The following is a 14,255-nucleotide window of genomic DNA, read 5'->3' as shown; positions in this document are numbered from 1 at the left end:
TTTTGGAGAAACTGCGATGAACACGAACACCTCTTTGCGCTACCAGTCCGGCTTTGGCAATGAATTCGCCAGCGAAGCCGTCGCCGGCGCCTTGCCTGAAGGTCGCAACAGCCCGCAGCGCGCACCGCACGACCTGTACACCGAGTTGATTTCGGGCACGGCCTTCACCGCGCCGCGTGCCGAGAACCGCCGCACCTGGCTGTACCGCCGCCAGCCCTCGGTGGTGGTGGGGGGTTACCAGCCCTATGCGCAGCCGCAGTGGACCACGGGCACGGCGGGCGGCGTGGCCGTGCCGCCCGATCCCCTGCGCTGGAACCCGTTTCCGATTCCCGCCGAGCCGCTGGATTTTGTCGACGGCCTGCGCACCGTGGCGGCCAACGGTGATGCCGAGGCCCAGACCGGCATGGCGGCACACATGTACGTCGCCAACCGATCCATGGCGCGGCGCGCGCTGGTCAATGCCGACGGCGAAATGCTGCTGGTGCCGCAGCAGGGCCGCTTGCTGCTGACCACCGAGCTGGGCATCCTGGACGTGAAACCCGGTGAAATCGCCGTGCTGCCGCGCGGCATGGCCTTCAGCGTGGCCTTGCCCGACGGCGCTTCGCGCGGCTATATCTGCGAGAACTACGGCGCGCACTTTCGCCTGCCCGAGCTGGGCCCCATAGGCTCCAACGGCCTGGCCAATGCGCGTGATTTTCTTGCGCCCGTGGCGGCCTTCGATGCCGACGATGAGGCAGAGAAAAGCTACGAAATCATCAAGAAATTCGGCGGCCGTTTGTGGTCGGCCACGCAGCCGCGCAGCCCTTTTAACGTGGTGGCCTGGCACGGCAACCTGGTGCCCTGCAAGTACGACACGGCGCACTTCATGACCATAGGCTCCATCAGCTACGACCATCCGGACCCGTCCATCTTCACCGTGCTGACCTCGCCCTCGGACACGCCGGGTACGGCCAACTGCGACTTTGTGATCTTCCCGCCGCGCTGGCTGGTGGCCGAGGACACCTTCCGCCCGCCCTGGTACCACCGCAACCTCATGAGCGAGTTCATGGGCCTGCTCTACGGCCAGTACGACGCCAAGCCCGAAGGCTTCAAGCCCGGCGGCGCCTCGCTGCACAACTGCATGGTGCCGCACGGCCCCGACACCGAGGCCTTTGAAAAAGCCAGTGCGGCCGATTTGAAGCCGCACAAGCTGGACAACACCCTGGCCTTTATGTTCGAAAGCCGCTACCGCTTTATCCCCACGGCCTATGCCATGCAGGGCGGCGCGCTCGACACCGCTTATGCCGGCTGCTGGGCCGGGCTTAAAGACCAGTTCAAGGGCTGATGCCGCACCTCTATTTTCAAAAGCCCATCATGACCTCACTCCTGAACGCCACCCATGACCCCCAACTGCGCAGCTGGGTAGCCTCCGCCAACGAGGCGAGCGACTTTCCCATCCAGAACCTGCCCTTTGGCACTTACAGCCTCACGCCGCAGGGCGAGCGCCGCATAGGCGTGGCCATCGGCGACCAGGTGCTGGACCTGCGCGCAACCGGGCTGACGGACACCAGTGACATGAATGCGCTGATGGCGCAAAGCCCGCAGGCTTTGACTGCGCTGCGTGCCGCGATCTCGCAAGGCCTGGCCGAGGGCAGTGCGAAGCAGGGCGAGTGGGCGGGCTTCTTGCGCCGCCAGGACGCGGTCACGCTGCACCTGCCTTGCCGCATCGGCGACTACACCGACTTCTACACCGGCATCCACCATGCGACCACCGTCGGCAAGCTGTTCCGCCCTGATGCGCCGCTGCTGCCCAATTACAAATGGGTGCCCATCGGTTACCACGGCCGCGCATCGTCGATAGGCGTGAGCGGCCAGCAATTCCCGCGGCCGCTGGGCCAGACCAAGGGACCCAACGAGGAGGTGCCGCTCTTGCGGCCCAGCCACCGGCTCGACTATGAGCTGGAGCTTGGCGTGTTCGTGGGGCAGGGCAATGCCCAGGGCGAGCCGGTGGCCATGGAGCAGGCCGAGGCCCATGTTTTTGGCCTGGTGCTGCTCAATGACTGGTCTGCGCGCGACGTGCAGGCCTGGGAATACCAGCCGCTGGGCCCTTTCCTGTCCAAAAATTTCGCGAGCACCATCTCGCCCTGGATCGTCACCCTGGAGGCACTCGCGCCGTTTCGTGCGGCCTTCACGCGCCCCGAGGGCGACCCGCAGCCTTTGCCTTACCTGGATTCGCCGGGCAACCGCCAGCAGGGCGGCCTCGATGTGCAGCTCGAAGTCTGGCTGCAGACCCAGGCCATGCGCGACGCCGGCCTGGGTCCCGAGCGCCTGTCGCAATCCAACTACCGCGACGCGTACTGGACGGTCGCGCAAATGCTCACGCACCACACCGTCAACGGCTGCAACCTGCAGCCCGGCGATATGCTGGGCACGGGTACGCTCTCGGGTCCACAGCCCGAGCAGGCCGGCTCGCTGCTGGAGCTCAGCGCCGGCGGCAAGAAGGCCTTGACGCTGGCCAATGGCCAGACGCGCACCTTCCTGGAGGACGGCGATGCCATCATCCTGCGTGCCTGGTGTGAGCGTGAAGGCTACCAACGCATAGGTTTTGGCGAATGCCGCGGGCAGGTGCTGCCGGCGCGCGCTTAAGTTCAAGGCGCTGATGCTTCGTTCGTGAGCGAAGCATGGGGCGGGTGTTTGAGGCAAAAATGCTTGCCATGAACCCCGAACCGACTCCTGACAACATCCTCGCGGCATCCGCCCACCGCAATCCCTATCCCTATTACGCGGCGCTGGCCGCCGGCCCTGCGCTGGTGTTGGATACGCCGCGCAAACTCTGGATCGCGAGCAGCGTGGCCGGTGTCAAGGCGGTCCTGGGCAACCCGGCCTGCCGCGTGCGTCCTGTTTCTGAGCCCGTACCCGCGGCCATTGTCGGCTCGGCGGCCGGCGAGGTCTTTGGCCACCTGGTGCGCATGAATGAGGGCCCGCGGCACGACGCGCCCAAGCTCGCGCTGCAGCGCTTCCTGGCGGCGGTGGATCTCGATCATGTACAGGCAAGAACGCAAGCGCTGGCCTTGCACACCGCCGGGGAGGGCGTATTGCGTGGCGCAGCCTTGTCGCGCTGGGCTTTTGAGGTGCCCGTGATGGCGGTGGCAGACCTGCTGGGCTTTGGTGAGGCCGAACTGCCACAGGTGGCACGCTGGATGGCCGATTTTGTGGCTTGCCTGTCGCCGCTCAGCACGCCGGCCCAGCTCGCGGCGGCCGGCGATGCCGCCTCGGCCTTGCTCGCGCGCTTTTCAGAACTCGTACAAGGATCGACCGCACACCCCGGCAGTGCCTTGGCGCGCCTGCAACAGGAGGCGGCGCAGGCCGGTTGGCATGACGCACAGGCGCTGCTGTGCAATGCGGTGGGCCTGCTGTCGCAAACCTATGAGGCCACGGCCGGCCTGATCGGCAACAGCATCACGGCCCTGGCCACGCAGCCTGGTTTGCTGGATGCCATGGCCGGCGAACCCGCAAAGCTGCTGCAGATGGTCCACGAAGTCAGCCGTTATGACCCCTCCATCCACAACACGCGCCGTTTTGTGGACCAGCCCACCGAGGTCGCGGGCGTTTCGCTGCAGGCCGGCGATGTGGTGCTGGTGCTGCTGGCCGCCGCGGGCCGCGACCCCGCATGCAACACCAGACCGGACGAGTTTTTGCTGGAGCGCCCGGACCGCGAGGTGCCCGGTTTTGGCCATGGTGCCCACCAGTGCCCGGGCCAGGTGCTGGCTTGCACTGTCGCCGCGGCGGCTGTCCGGGCTTTGCTGGTCTCGGGGCGGCTCAAGGACGTCGCTTCGTTCCGCTGGGACTACCGCCCCTCCATGAATGCCCGCATTCCGGTTTTTACCGCTTGATGCGAGCATCGCAGCAACTCATACAGCAACAAGAGGGCCCCCATGATCGCGATTATTTTTGAAGTCCAGCCCGCCCAGGGCCAGAAGCAGACCTACCTTGACATCGCCGCGGCGCTCAGACCCCAGCTCGAAAAAATCGACGGCTTTATCTCCATCGAGCGTTTTGAAAGCCTGAGCACACCGGGCAAGCTGCTGTCGCTGTCCTTTTTTCGCGATGAGGCGGCCGTGCTGGAATGGCGCAAGCTGGAAAGCCACAGGCAGGCGCAAAGCCGCGGGCGCGGCGGCGTGTTTGAGAACTACCGGCTGCGCGTGGCCCATGTGCTGCGCGATTACGGCCTGAACGAGCGCGACGAGGCGCCGGCCGACAGCCGGCAGGTGCACGGCTGATCCAGTGCCGTGGGACCGCAGGTGGGCCAATCGCCCCGATAAACCACACTGAACAGACGTAACAAGGCCTTTGTAGGGCTTAAATGCCGATTAGAGGGGCAAAACTCAGGGTAAACCTTAGAATAGAGGGTTACCCAAAGCCCCCATGAACGCCCCCGTCGACGTCTCCTTCTTCACGCGCGCCGCCAAGCCGCTGACCAGCTACCGCAAGTACTGGGCGGCCCGCTTCGGCACGGCCAAGTTTCTGCCCACCAGCCGGGCCGAGATGGACGCGCTCGGCTGGGACAGCTGCGACATCATCATCGTCACGGGCGATGCCTATGTGGACCACCCGAGTTTCGGCATGGCCGTCATAGGCCGCATGCTCGAAGCGCAGGGCTTTCGCGTCGGCATCATCGCCCAGCCCGAGTGGCACAGCGCCGACCCTTTCCGCGCGCTGGGCAAGCCCAACCTGTTTTTCGGCGTGACCGCCGGCAACATGGACTCGATGATCAACCGCTACACGGCGGACCACAAGATACGCAGCGACGACGCCTACACACCCGGCGACGTGGGCGGCAAGCGCCCCGACCGCGCGGCCCTGGTGTATTCGCAGCGCTGCCGCGAGGCCTTCAAGGACGTGCCCATCATCCTGGGCGGCATAGAAGGCTCGCTGCGCCGCATCGCGCATTACGACTACTGGTCCGACAAGGTGCGCCGCAGCGTGGTGGTCGACGCCAAATGCGACTTGCTGCTTTACGGCAATGCCGAGCGCGCCATCGTCGAAATCGCCCACCGCCTGGCCGCCCGCGAGCCGGTCGCCAGCATCACCGACGTGCGCGGCACGGCCTTCATACGCCGCAGCGGCGACGAAAGCGCCCAGGGCTGGTTCGAGATCGACTCCACCAGCGTGGACACGCCGGGCCGGGTCGAGGCCCACGTCAACCCCTATTTGATGATTTCCGACCAGGCGCGCGAGCAGGGCGCCAGCTGCGCGCGCGAAGACGAAGCGGCCGAAGTGGCAGCCAAGGCCGAAACAGCCAGCTCCGCGGCCAACCCGGCCATCAAGCCGCTGACCTTTGTGGCCAACCCCAACCTCCCGTCCACCGTGCACACCGCGCAGGGCAAGATCAAGGTCCCGCCGCGCGACCGCTCGGTGATACGCCTGCCGTCCTACGAACAGGTCAAGAGCGACCCGGTGCTGTATGCCCACGCCAACCGTGTGCTGCACCTGGAAACCAACCCCGGCAACGCCCGCGCGCTGGTGCAGGCCCACGGCGAAGGCGCCACCGCGCGCGACGTCTGGATCACGCCGCCGCCCATCCCGCTGACCACGGCCGAGATGGACTATGTGTTCGACCTGCCTTACGCCCGCTCGCCGCACCCGCGCTACGCCGACGAGAGCGGCGGCCACGACGGCGCGACCAAGATCCCCGCGTGGGAGATGATCCGCTTTTCAGTCAACATCATGCGCGGCTGCTTCGGCGGCTGTACCTTCTGCTCGATCACCGAGCACGAAGGCCGCATCATCCAGAGCCGCTCCGAGGACTCGGTGATCCGCGAGATCGAGGCGATACGCGACACCGTCAAGGGTTTTACCGGCGCGATCTCCGACCTGGGCGGGCCCACCGCCAATATGTACCGCATAGGCTGCAAGTCGCCCGAGATCGAGGCCGCCTGCCGCAAGCCGTCCTGCGTGTACCCGGGCATCTGCCCCAACCTCAACACCAACCACAACCCGCTGATCAAGATGTACCGCCGCGCGCGGGCCTTGAAGGGCGTGAAAAAAATCCTCATCAGCTCCGGCCTGCGCTACGACCTGGCCGTGCAAAGCCCTGAGTACGTCAAGGAGCTGGTCACGCACCACGTGGGCGGCTACCTCAAGATCGCGCCCGAGCACACCGAGCAGGGGCCGCTGACCAAGATGATGAAACCCGGCATCGGCAGCTATGACAAGTTCAAGCAGATGTTCGAGAAGTACAGCCTCGAAGCCGGCAAGAAGCAGTTCCTGATTCCCTACTTCATCGCGGCCCATCCGGGCACCAGCGACGAAGACATGATGAACCTGGCGATCTGGCTCAAGAAGAACGGCTTTCGGGCCGACCAGGTGCAGACCTTCTACCCCAGCCCCATGGCCACGGCCACGGCCATGTACCACACCAACAAAAACCCGCTGCGCAAGATCACGCGCGACAGCGAGACGGTGGACATCGTGCGCGGTGAACGCCGCCGCCGGCTGCACAAGGCCTTTTTGCGCTACCACGATCCCAACAACTGGCCGGTGCTGCGCGAGGCGCTCAAGGCCATGGGCCGGGCCGACCTGATCGGCAACGGCAAGCACCACCTGATCCCGACCTTCCAGCCCCTGACCGACGGCAGCTATACCAGCGCGCGGCGCAAGAATTCGACGCCGCTGGCGGGCAAGAGCGCCGGCCCCGGAGTCGCCTTGAAGAGCACCACCCCGGTCAAGGGCCGCATGCTGACCCAGCACACCGGGCTTCCGCCCCGGGTGACCGGTTCAGCCAAACCCCGCAAGACCGGGCGTTAGAAAACAAACGCGGCACATCCCATCCTCCTAGAATGCCTGATGAGAATAAAAGGGCTATCCGGGAGGGGATCCATGCAGGCAGGCTCCACAAAGCGGTTCATCGCGGCAGGATTGCTGTGCGTGGCCGGCATGGGCGTGCTCGCCCAGACCCAGCAAACATACCAGGCGCAGGTGCAGGCGGGGYGCGTGCTGTCCGCTGATGAGCAGCAGGTTCTGCTGCTGGTCAATGAATCCGCAGCCTTGCTCGACCAGGGCCGCACCGAACCCGCGGCCGCCACCGCCCGGCGGGCGCTGGAACTGGCCAAAACAACCCGCATGCGCGACGTCGAGGCGCTGGCCTTGCACAACCTCGCGCGGCTGGAGTTCAAGGGTGGCCAGCACGAACTCGGGCTGCGCCTTTTGCGCCGTACGCTGTTGCTGTACGAGATTGAAGGTAATCTGGGCGGGCAGGGAACAATCCGCCTGGAGATGGCCGAGATGCTCAACCAGTCGGGCCAGGTCGAGGCTTCAAGGGCTCAGGCCGATATTGCCGGCAAATTGTCGGCCGCCGCCGGCGACCGCCTGGGTGTGCTCAACGCCACCAGCTTTGCCGTACGGACCCATGGCGGCGATTCCGCGACCAAGGAGGCCCAGGTCGAAAGCCTGCTGTCGCAATCGCAGGCCCAGGGGGCGCCCCTGGCCGAGGCCACCGCATTGCGCCAGCAGGGCCGCCGGGCGATGGAGGAGGGCCGGCTGCAGGAGGCGCGGCAGTTTTTCGATCGCGCCCTTGCCCGCTCCCTGACCGCCTTGAACCCGGAAGCGGAATCCTATTCGCTGCTGGCGCTCGGTGAAATTTCCGCCGCGCAGTACAAGCTGCCTGAAGCACAGGCCTTTTACCAGCGCGCCCTGACCGCGGCGCGTAAAAGCAAGGACTCCGGCGCCGTGGGCAATGCCTTGCTCAAATCCGCGCTGCTGCAGGGGCTGATGGACAACGCGGCGCTGATGCGCGAGCAGGCGACGCAGGCGCAGGCCGCTTTCAAGGCCGATGGGCAGCTCGTGGGCCAGGGCCTGGCCAGCGAAGCGCTGGGCGATGCCGAGTGGATGGATGGCCGCAGGCCGCAGGCCGAAGCCTTCTACCGCGAAGCCATCAGGGCCGGCGAAACGACCAAACAGCCGGTGAACGAGGCCAGCGCGCGCCTGCGCCTGGCTTCGCTGCTGCGTCCCAATGCTTTCCAGGCGGCGAAGGCCGAGGCCGAGCGTGCCATCGAACTCTACCGGGCGGCCGGCACGAAGTCGGGCATCGCCCAGGGCGTGTTCGAGCTGGGGCGCATTTACGGCGCGGCCAACGATGTCGGTAAAGGCCTGGAGATGGTCCAGCACAGCCGTGATTTGTTTGCGCAGATCAATCGCCAGGACAAGACGGCCATGGCCGACCTGATGATGGCGGGCGGCCAGCGTTACGCCGGCAAGCTGCCCGAAGCGCTGGCCGCCGTGCGGCGCGCCATTGACGGCTTCGGCAAGGCCGGCATGCTTGCGGATCAGGCCAAGGCGGAGCAGGAGCACGCGGACATACTGGCAAGAATGGGCGATACGCAAGGCGCGGAAGCGGCATTGCAGCGCGCGTTGCTGCTGGCCCGGCAGGGCGACAGGCCCAAGCTTGCCGAGGCCGTCCAGCGGGCGCTGGACGCAATGAAGAAAGGGGGCTGACATGGCGACACCCTTTGACGACACCCGGCCGGATACGCAGCCCGCAGCCCTCGATGCGGCGGCCGCCCCCAGGCATGCATGGGCCTGGGCCACCTTGCTGGTTCTGCTGGCGATGCTGGGCTTGACCGCCACGGCGCTCTACAGCTCCGGCACCTGGTTTGCTCTCGGCAATGACGCCCTGCTGAAATGGGGCGGCAACTCCGCCACGACCACCCTGGACAGCGGTAACGCATGGCGGCTTGTCGCGTCCAAACTGCAACTGGGGTCCATGATCGGCGTGGCGGCCTTTATTCCCTTTTTCTGGGTGGTCTCGAGGGCCTTCGAGCGCACCTATGGCGCCCTGAGCCTGTTGCTGTCGTTCGTGCTGGTGTCGGCGCTGTGCAGCGTGGCGACGCTTTATGTCCGCGACTTCGCGACGGTGAGTGTGGGCGCCGGCGGGCCGGCCCTGGGCCTGGGCTTGTGCCTGCTCATTGCCATGGGGCGGGGCCTGGAGGGTGCGCCGCGCAGGCGCGACTTTTCCGTCTTCAAGGCCCTGGCTTTGTTACCGCTGCTGGGCCTCCTGGGCTTTGCCGTCGCCAAGGGCTCCGCGGATTTCGGTTCACTGCTGTGTGGGCTGTGCTGCGGCGCCGTCATGGGCGTGCTGCTCCGGCCGACGGCCGCCAAGGCGAGTGCGGGGCGCGGCAGCCGGCTTGCGGCTGTTGCGGCATCCGTGGTTGCGGCCGCCGCCATTGCCGCCGGGACGCTTTATGCGCCCAGGCCGCCGTACTACTGGTCGGAGATGGTGGCTTTGCAGCAGGCCGCGCGTGAATACGAGTCGCAGATCAACCCGCTCAACGCGCGCTTCGAAACATTCATGAACAAGGCCCTTGACGGGGATATCCCGCCCAAGGAGTTGGTGCCCGAGATGGCGGCGGAGCTGATTCCCGCCTGGCGGGCGATTGAGCAGCGCTGGAGCGCGTTCACGATCAACCCGGCGATGCCGGACGCCGCGATACTGGCCTCGATGAAGCAGTATCCGCAGAGTCGCCGCGCCTTCCTGGAGGCCACGTTCAGGGGCTGGACCACCGGCGATGAAACCGCTTTTATTGAAGCGGCAAAACACAAGGCGATGCTTGAGCAGGCCCGTTTGGCGCTGATAGGCGCGCCGGGCGCCAGGGCGGAGCCAAAGCCGGCAAAGCCTTGATAGCCGGCTTGCGCCGTGCCCCGGGACCGTACCTGGTTGCGGCGGGAGAGGCCCTCAGCCCGGCGCTTTCCCGGGAAACAATTCTTCCGGCAGCTCTTTCTGGCAAGATGGCCTGGCATCCCCTTCGATCCAGAACCCGGAGAGACCCATGCTCATTGCACGCAGAGCCCTTGTGGCTTTCACCATGGCGGCCGTCACGGCCTGCGCCTGGCTGGCGCCGCTGGACGCGCCGGCCATGCGGCAGGTTGATGCCGGCCTCAAGCGCGCGCTGGTCAGCTTTGCCACGGCGCGGTTGCTCAATGCGGTGATATCGGTCGCGCAGGGCACCGAGGCCTCGGTGCAGCCTTTTGGCGTCGGCGTGACCTTCACGCCCGGGCAGATCCTGGACCCGGTGAACGACCTGGTGGAGCAGTTCTCGCACCTGATGCTGGCGGCCAGTGTGGCCTTCGGCATCCAGAAGGCGTTGATCAGCATAGGCAGTTACTGGCCGGTGTCACTGGCCTTGAGCGCCGCGGCACTCGCCTGGTGGTGGCTGCATTTGCGCAGGGCGCGGGTGCCGCCCTGGCTGTCCAGGCTGTTGGTGATTTTGCTGATGCTGCGTTTTGCCGTGCCGGTGGTGACGCTGGGCAGCGACCTGTTGTGGCAAAAATTCCTGGCGGCCGATTACGCGGCCAGCCAGCAATTGATAGACAGCGCGACAGGGCAGGCCGGGCAGCTCAACCCCACTGTTGCCGCACCCGACAATCGCGGCCTGGTCGAGAGCATGAAAGACTGGCTGGCGAAAAACGGCGACGTGGGCAAACATGTCGAGAACCTCAAACGCGCGGCCGAGCAGGCCACCGAGCACATCATCAAACTCATCGTGATCTTTGTGCTGCAGACGCTGGTGATTCCTTTGCTGCTGCTTTGGGCCTTGTATGCCATCGTCCGGCAGGTGTTTGAGCGGCCTGCGCGGGCCGGCCTGGTTTACGGCGGCGCCTCCGCTTCGTCTTCGCTATGATGCAAGCCATGCATCTCCAGCTTTCTCCCCCCTCCGTCACCCTGTGATGCAGCCGGCTTGATGCCGGGCTGCGCCCTTGGGCCGAGCTTACTCCGCTTGGAGCGGCGCGCGGCTTTGAGTTGACGCGCCTGCCTGCTTTTTTGTTGCGGCGATCCCGCTTGCAGCAGGCGCACGGACGGAGAAATTTTTCATGAAAACCCAAACATCGGCCACCCTGGCCTGGGGCGGTGTCCTGCTTGCGGGCGTCTTGTGGGGCGTGGGCGCCCTGGTCGCCCAGTCTGTGATGGCCGGGGGCATGGCGCCCTATAGCCTGTCTCTGGCGCGATTCGCGCTGGGCTTGCCGCTCTTGTGGTGGTGGCACTGGCGGCAGCTGCCGGCCGCGCCGCGCACTGCGCAGTGGCGGCACCTTCCCCGGCGCGGCAAAGCCCTGGTCATGGGCACCGGCCTGGCCATGGCGCTCAACGTCACGAGCTGGTTTATCGCCATGGGCCACATAGGCGCGGCCCTGCCCACGGTGATCTCTATTTGTTGCGCACCCGTCATCGTCGCGCTGCTGTCGGTGCTGCGCGGTTATGAACGCGCGAGCGGCCGGTTGCTGCTGGCGCTGGGCCTGGCCTTGGCCGGCGTGGGCCTGATCGCCATGCCCGGCGAAGGCTTGAGCCTGCCGCAGCATTACATGGCCGGCCTGGCCTGGTCGCTGGCCTCGGCCGGGCTGTATTCGCTGGTGGTGCTGGGCAATGCGCGCATGCCCGCGCAGTTGGCGGCCGTCACCGCCTCGGCCTGGAGCATGAGCGCGGCCGCGCTGCTGATGCTGGGCCTGGCCGTTGCGCAGGGCATCACCTGGCCGCAGCACACGACGGCCTGGCTGCAGGTGGGCTACACCGGCATCTTCACCACCTCGATCGCCTACCTGGCTTTTGCCTGGGGGGCACGGCGTCTGTCGCCGACCGCGACGGTTGTCGGCACGCTGGTCGAGCCGCTGGTGGCCGCCGTCGCCGCAGCCTGGCTGTTTGCCGAGCCGCTGAGTGCGCAGCAGGGTGTTGGCGCCTTGCTGCTGGGGGCAGCGATGGTGGTGCTGGCGCGCCGCGGTGCTTAAGCTGCCAGCGTGTGCAGGGGGATGTCTTTCTCCACGGCCAACGCGTCCAGCTCCTTGCGCGTCCTGGTCTTGAGCCAGGCCTCGATCACCGCATGCGTGGCCGGCGCGAACATGGCTTTCATGCCGGAGGCCTGCACGCCCGCGGCGGTGCACAGGCTGGCCGCGAAATGCGGCTCCAGCGCCGCGAGCGCCACGCGGCCGTCCTTGCAGGCATAGAGGCGGTAGCCCGCATGGCCGCCGCCCACGGCCGCGCCGGGCTGCGTGAGGCCCCAGCTGCGCGGCAGGGCCAGGTAGCCGGCGGCGGCGGAGAGGGCGACCTCGAGGTAAGCGCCCTTGCCCTTGGTGCGCTGGTGCAACACGGCCTGCAGCACGGCTTCACTGGCCATCAGCGAGCCGCCCATGTCGGCGTACAGCGTGGCGGGCAGGTCCAGGCCGGTGATCAAATCGTTTTCGGCCAGGTAGGTGAGGTCGTGGCCGGGCTCTTCGGCGCGCTCGCCAGCGCTGCCGACGATGGCGACCTGGCTCAGCTGCGGGTGCTGCTTGTGCAAGGCCTTCCAGCCCAGGCCCAGCTTGGCCAGCGCCGAGGGCCTGAAGGAGGTGAGCAGCACATCGGTTTTTGCGAGTTCGCGGTGCAGCAAGGCCTGGCCGCGCTCGGTTTTGAGGTCGGCCGTGGCGGTGTGCACGCCGGCGTGCAGCGCGGCATAGGCGGCCGGGTTGTAGAGCTTCATCGGGTCGCCCGAGGGCGGGGGCGGCTCCAGCTTGGCGCAGCGCGCGCCCATCTGCCTGCAGCGCATCAGCGCCGCCGGGCCGGGCAGGTTGAGCGCCAGGCTCAGCACGCGCACGCCTTTGAGCGGCTGTAGCGGGACAGGCGAGGAAGGCGGGGAGGGGGTTTTGCGGGCGGCGGGCGGTTTGGAGCTGGGCATGGTGTGGGGGCAATTTACCCCAAAGCCTTGCGGCCGGTGACCCGGGTTGTCGCCTAAGTGTTGAAATGAGTCTAAATTATTTCTGTTTTAAAGATATTAATTATTGTTTTACAGAAATTATTCTGCGACACTGAGGCCCTCTTCACAAGACAAGAGGTGCTCCCTTGAAACACACAGCAACTCCTTTGGCCCCTTCCGGGCCTGATGTGCAGGGCATCAGCAGCGTGCTGGCCTGGGCTTGTGCCTTGCTCGCGGTGGCATTGCCGCTGGCGGTGGCCTACCACCTGCTCAGCACGCCGGTGGAAAGCCTGCTGATGCGCGCGGGCCTGCCGCTGCAGGCCGCGCAGGCCGCGGCCATGGATGTCACCCTGGGGCAAAAATGCCTGGCCGTGCTGCTGGGCGTGCTGCCGGTGTGCTGCGCCTCTTATGGCCTGGTGTGCGCCATGCGCTGCTTCTCGGGTTTTTCGCAGGCGGAATATTTCAGCCTGCGCACCGTCAAATACCTGCGCGGTTTTGCCGCCGGCATTTTTGCGTCGGTGGTCACCGGTGTACTGTCGTCCACGCTTGTCACCCTGGTGCTGACCTCGGCGGTGCCGGCCGGCCCGCGTGCGCTGTCGCTGAGCCTGGGCAGCAACGAGTTGCTGACCCTGCTGTTCGCCGGCATGGTGTGGCAGATCGCCGCCGTGATGGCCAGGGCGGTGGCGTTGGCTGAAGAGAACGCGCAGTTCGTTTAACTCTTCTTCGTTTTTCTTCTTCCGCGCGTGCCCATCGTCGTCAAACTCGATGTGATGCTGTCCGAGCGCAAAGCCAAGTCCAAGGACCTGGCCGCCTACGTCGGCATCACCGAAGCCAACCTGTCCCTGCTCAAACAGGGCAAGGTCAAGGGTGTGCGTTTTGACACGCTGATGCGCATTTGCGAGTTTCTCGATTGCCAACCGGGAGACCTGCTGGTTTCCCGGCCGGACGATGCCGCTTGATTTGCTTGTTCAGGAACATCCATGAAACGCCTTGCCATCGCCGCGGCCCTGGCCGCTTTGCTCAGTGCCTGCGCCGATATCAATTGGGAGCAGACCGCGAAGGAGTCCCTCAAGTCCGCTTGCCGGGGCGCGAGCAACTGCAGCATTCCCTGCGACCGCAACAACCCAGCCACCTTCAACGACCCGCAGTGCATCGCGGGCGGCAGGCGTTCGTCGCCATAATGGCCGTCATGAAATCCAGGCAAAAACCCTTCGCAGCGGAGCGGACCGCATGAGCGCCAGCGCCGACTTCGTCAGCCATGTGCGCGAACTGCTGGCGCCGTTGGGAGACATCCGCGATGGAAAGTTTTTTGGCGGCCACGCGATGAAGCATGGTGGAAAGCAGTTCGCCATGGTCATGGGCAACACCCTGTACTTCCGGGTGGATGACAGTTCGAGGCCGGCGTATGAGAAGAAGGGCTCCAAGCCCTTTAGCTACTCCACCAAAAACGGTGTGGTGCAGGTGCGCAAGTACTACGCCGCGCCCGCCGAGCTGCTCGATGACCCGGCGCAGTTGCTGGCATGGGCCCGGCAGGCGATCAGCGCGGCGCGTGCGGCCTGACAA

14 protein-coding genes are annotated in these 14,255 nt (G+C 66.1%); 13 read left to right on the top strand and 1 reads right to left on the bottom strand.

Annotated features, from left to right (window positions below; genetic code table 11):
• Positions 1 to 16: 16 nt before the first annotated feature.
• The 9 genes from hmgA to AC1DUN_RS14845 all read left to right on the top strand — a co-directional run bounded on the left by hmgA (position 17) and on the right by AC1DUN_RS14845 (position 11,751).
• The gene (hmgA, locus tag AC1DUN_RS14885) at positions 17 to 1,324 is read left to right on the top strand and encodes a homogentisate 1,2-dioxygenase (RefSeq protein WP_477714617.1); all 1,308 of its coding nucleotides are present in this window, start codon (positions 17 to 19) and stop codon (positions 1,322 to 1,324) included.
• A 29-nt stretch (positions 1,325 to 1,353) separates the two neighbouring features.
• Positions 1,354 to 2,625 carry a fumarylacetoacetase gene (gene fahA / locus AC1DUN_RS14880; protein WP_477714616.1) on the top strand — a complete coding sequence of 424 codons (1,272 nt, stop codon included), beginning with the start codon at positions 1,354 to 1,356 and terminating at the stop codon, positions 2,623 to 2,625.
• Positions 2,626 to 2,693: 68 nt separating this feature from the next.
• Positions 2,694 to 3,872: a cytochrome P450 gene (locus AC1DUN_RS14875; RefSeq protein WP_477714615.1), complete on the top strand. Its 1,179-nt coding sequence runs from the start codon at positions 2,694 to 2,696 to the stop codon at positions 3,870 to 3,872.
• A 42-nt stretch (positions 3,873 to 3,914) separates the two neighbouring features.
• Positions 3,915 to 4,259, top strand: a complete 345-nt coding sequence (locus tag AC1DUN_RS14870) for an antibiotic biosynthesis monooxygenase family protein (RefSeq protein ID WP_007865191.1) — start codon at positions 3,915 to 3,917, stop codon at positions 4,257 to 4,259.
• A 145-nt stretch (positions 4,260 to 4,404) separates the two neighbouring features.
• A complete protein-coding gene (locus AC1DUN_RS14865) occupies positions 4,405 to 6,786 on the top strand; it encodes a YgiQ family radical SAM protein (protein ID WP_477714614.1) in 2,382 nt (793 codons plus the stop codon).
• A gap of 72 nt (positions 6,787 to 6,858) precedes the next feature.
• Positions 6,859 to 8,472: a hypothetical protein gene (locus AC1DUN_RS14860; protein ID WP_477714613.1), complete on the top strand. Its 1,614-nt coding sequence runs from the start codon at positions 6,859 to 6,861 to the stop codon at positions 8,470 to 8,472.
• 94 nt (positions 8,473 to 8,566) lie between these two features.
• Complete coding sequence (locus tag AC1DUN_RS14855) at positions 8,567 to 9,655, top strand: rhomboid family intramembrane serine protease (RefSeq protein ID WP_477714612.1); 1,089 nt, start codon at positions 8,567 to 8,569, stop codon at positions 9,653 to 9,655.
• Positions 9,656 to 9,803: 148 nt separating this feature from the next.
• Positions 9,804 to 10,655 (top strand): hypothetical protein, encoded by an 852-nt coding sequence (locus AC1DUN_RS14850; RefSeq protein ID WP_477714611.1) that lies wholly within the window; start codon positions 9,804 to 9,806, stop codon positions 10,653 to 10,655.
• A 190-nt stretch (positions 10,656 to 10,845) separates the two neighbouring features.
• Positions 10,846 to 11,751, top strand: a complete 906-nt coding sequence (locus tag AC1DUN_RS14845; protein ID WP_477714610.1) for a DMT family transporter — start codon at positions 10,846 to 10,848, stop codon at positions 11,749 to 11,751.
• On the opposite strand, the gene AC1DUN_RS14840 is transcribed toward AC1DUN_RS14845, so the two are convergent.
• Positions 11,748 to 12,674: a CoA transferase gene (locus AC1DUN_RS14840; RefSeq protein ID WP_477714609.1), complete on the bottom strand. Its 927-nt coding sequence runs from the start codon at positions 12,672 to 12,674 to the stop codon at positions 11,748 to 11,750. The genes AC1DUN_RS14845 and AC1DUN_RS14840 overlap by 4 nt on opposite strands.
• A gap of 164 nt (positions 12,675 to 12,838) precedes the next feature.
• Between AC1DUN_RS14840 and AC1DUN_RS14835 the strand changes: the two genes are divergently transcribed.
• From AC1DUN_RS14835 to AC1DUN_RS14820, 4 genes are read left to right on the top strand one after another with little or no spacing between them, the layout of a single operon-like run.
• Entirely contained in the window at positions 12,839 to 13,408 is a 570-nt protein-coding gene (locus AC1DUN_RS14835; protein ID WP_477714608.1) for a DUF2975 domain-containing protein, read from the top strand.
• A gap of 27 nt (positions 13,409 to 13,435) precedes the next feature.
• The gene (locus AC1DUN_RS14830) at positions 13,436 to 13,651 is read left to right on the top strand and encodes a helix-turn-helix domain-containing protein (RefSeq protein ID WP_007865201.1); all 216 of its coding nucleotides are present in this window, start codon (positions 13,436 to 13,438) and stop codon (positions 13,649 to 13,651) included.
• Positions 13,652 to 13,672: 21 nt separating this feature from the next.
• Entirely contained in the window at positions 13,673 to 13,873 is a 201-nt protein-coding gene (locus AC1DUN_RS14825) for a hypothetical protein (RefSeq protein WP_477714607.1), read from the top strand.
• A gap of 49 nt (positions 13,874 to 13,922) precedes the next feature.
• Complete coding sequence (locus tag AC1DUN_RS14820) at positions 13,923 to 14,252, top strand: TfoX/Sxy family protein (protein WP_477714606.1); 330 nt, start codon at positions 13,923 to 13,925, stop codon at positions 14,250 to 14,252.
• Positions 14,253 to 14,255 lie beyond the last annotated feature (3 nt).

Source organism: Polaromonas sp. P4_F6, assembly GCF_056401275.1.
This window is presented reverse-complemented; position numbering and strand designations above follow the sequence as displayed.

Excerpts from the sequence above, each read along its gene's own strand:
- AC1DUN_RS14865 (WP_477714614.1), top strand. The coding sequence starts at position 4,405 with ATGAACGCCCCCGTCGACGTCTCCTTCTTCACGCGCGCCGCCAAGCCG.
- AC1DUN_RS14850 (WP_477714611.1), top strand. The coding sequence starts at position 9,804 with ATGCTCATTGCACGCAGAGCCCTTGTGGCTTTCACCATGGCGGCCGTC.
- AC1DUN_RS14840 (WP_477714609.1), bottom strand. The coding sequence starts at position 12,674 with ATGCCCAGCTCCAAACCGCCCGCCGCCCGCAAAACCCCCTCCCCGCCT.
- fahA (WP_477714616.1), top strand. The coding sequence starts at position 1,354 with ATGACCTCACTCCTGAACGCCACCCATGACCCCCAACTGCGCAGCTGG.
- AC1DUN_RS14820 (WP_477714606.1), top strand. The coding sequence starts at position 13,923 with ATGAGCGCCAGCGCCGACTTCGTCAGCCATGTGCGCGAACTGCTGGCG.
- hmgA (WP_477714617.1), top strand. The coding sequence starts at position 17 with ATGAACACGAACACCTCTTTGCGCTACCAGTCCGGCTTTGGCAATGAA.
- AC1DUN_RS14845 (WP_477714610.1), top strand. The coding sequence starts at position 10,846 with ATGAAAACCCAAACATCGGCCACCCTGGCCTGGGGCGGTGTCCTGCTT.
- AC1DUN_RS14875 (WP_477714615.1), top strand. The coding sequence starts at position 2,694 with ATGAACCCCGAACCGACTCCTGACAACATCCTCGCGGCATCCGCCCAC.
- AC1DUN_RS14870 (WP_007865191.1), top strand. The coding sequence starts at position 3,915 with ATGATCGCGATTATTTTTGAAGTCCAGCCCGCCCAGGGCCAGAAGCAG.
- AC1DUN_RS14825 (WP_477714607.1), top strand. The coding sequence starts at position 13,673 with ATGAAACGCCTTGCCATCGCCGCGGCCCTGGCCGCTTTGCTCAGTGCC.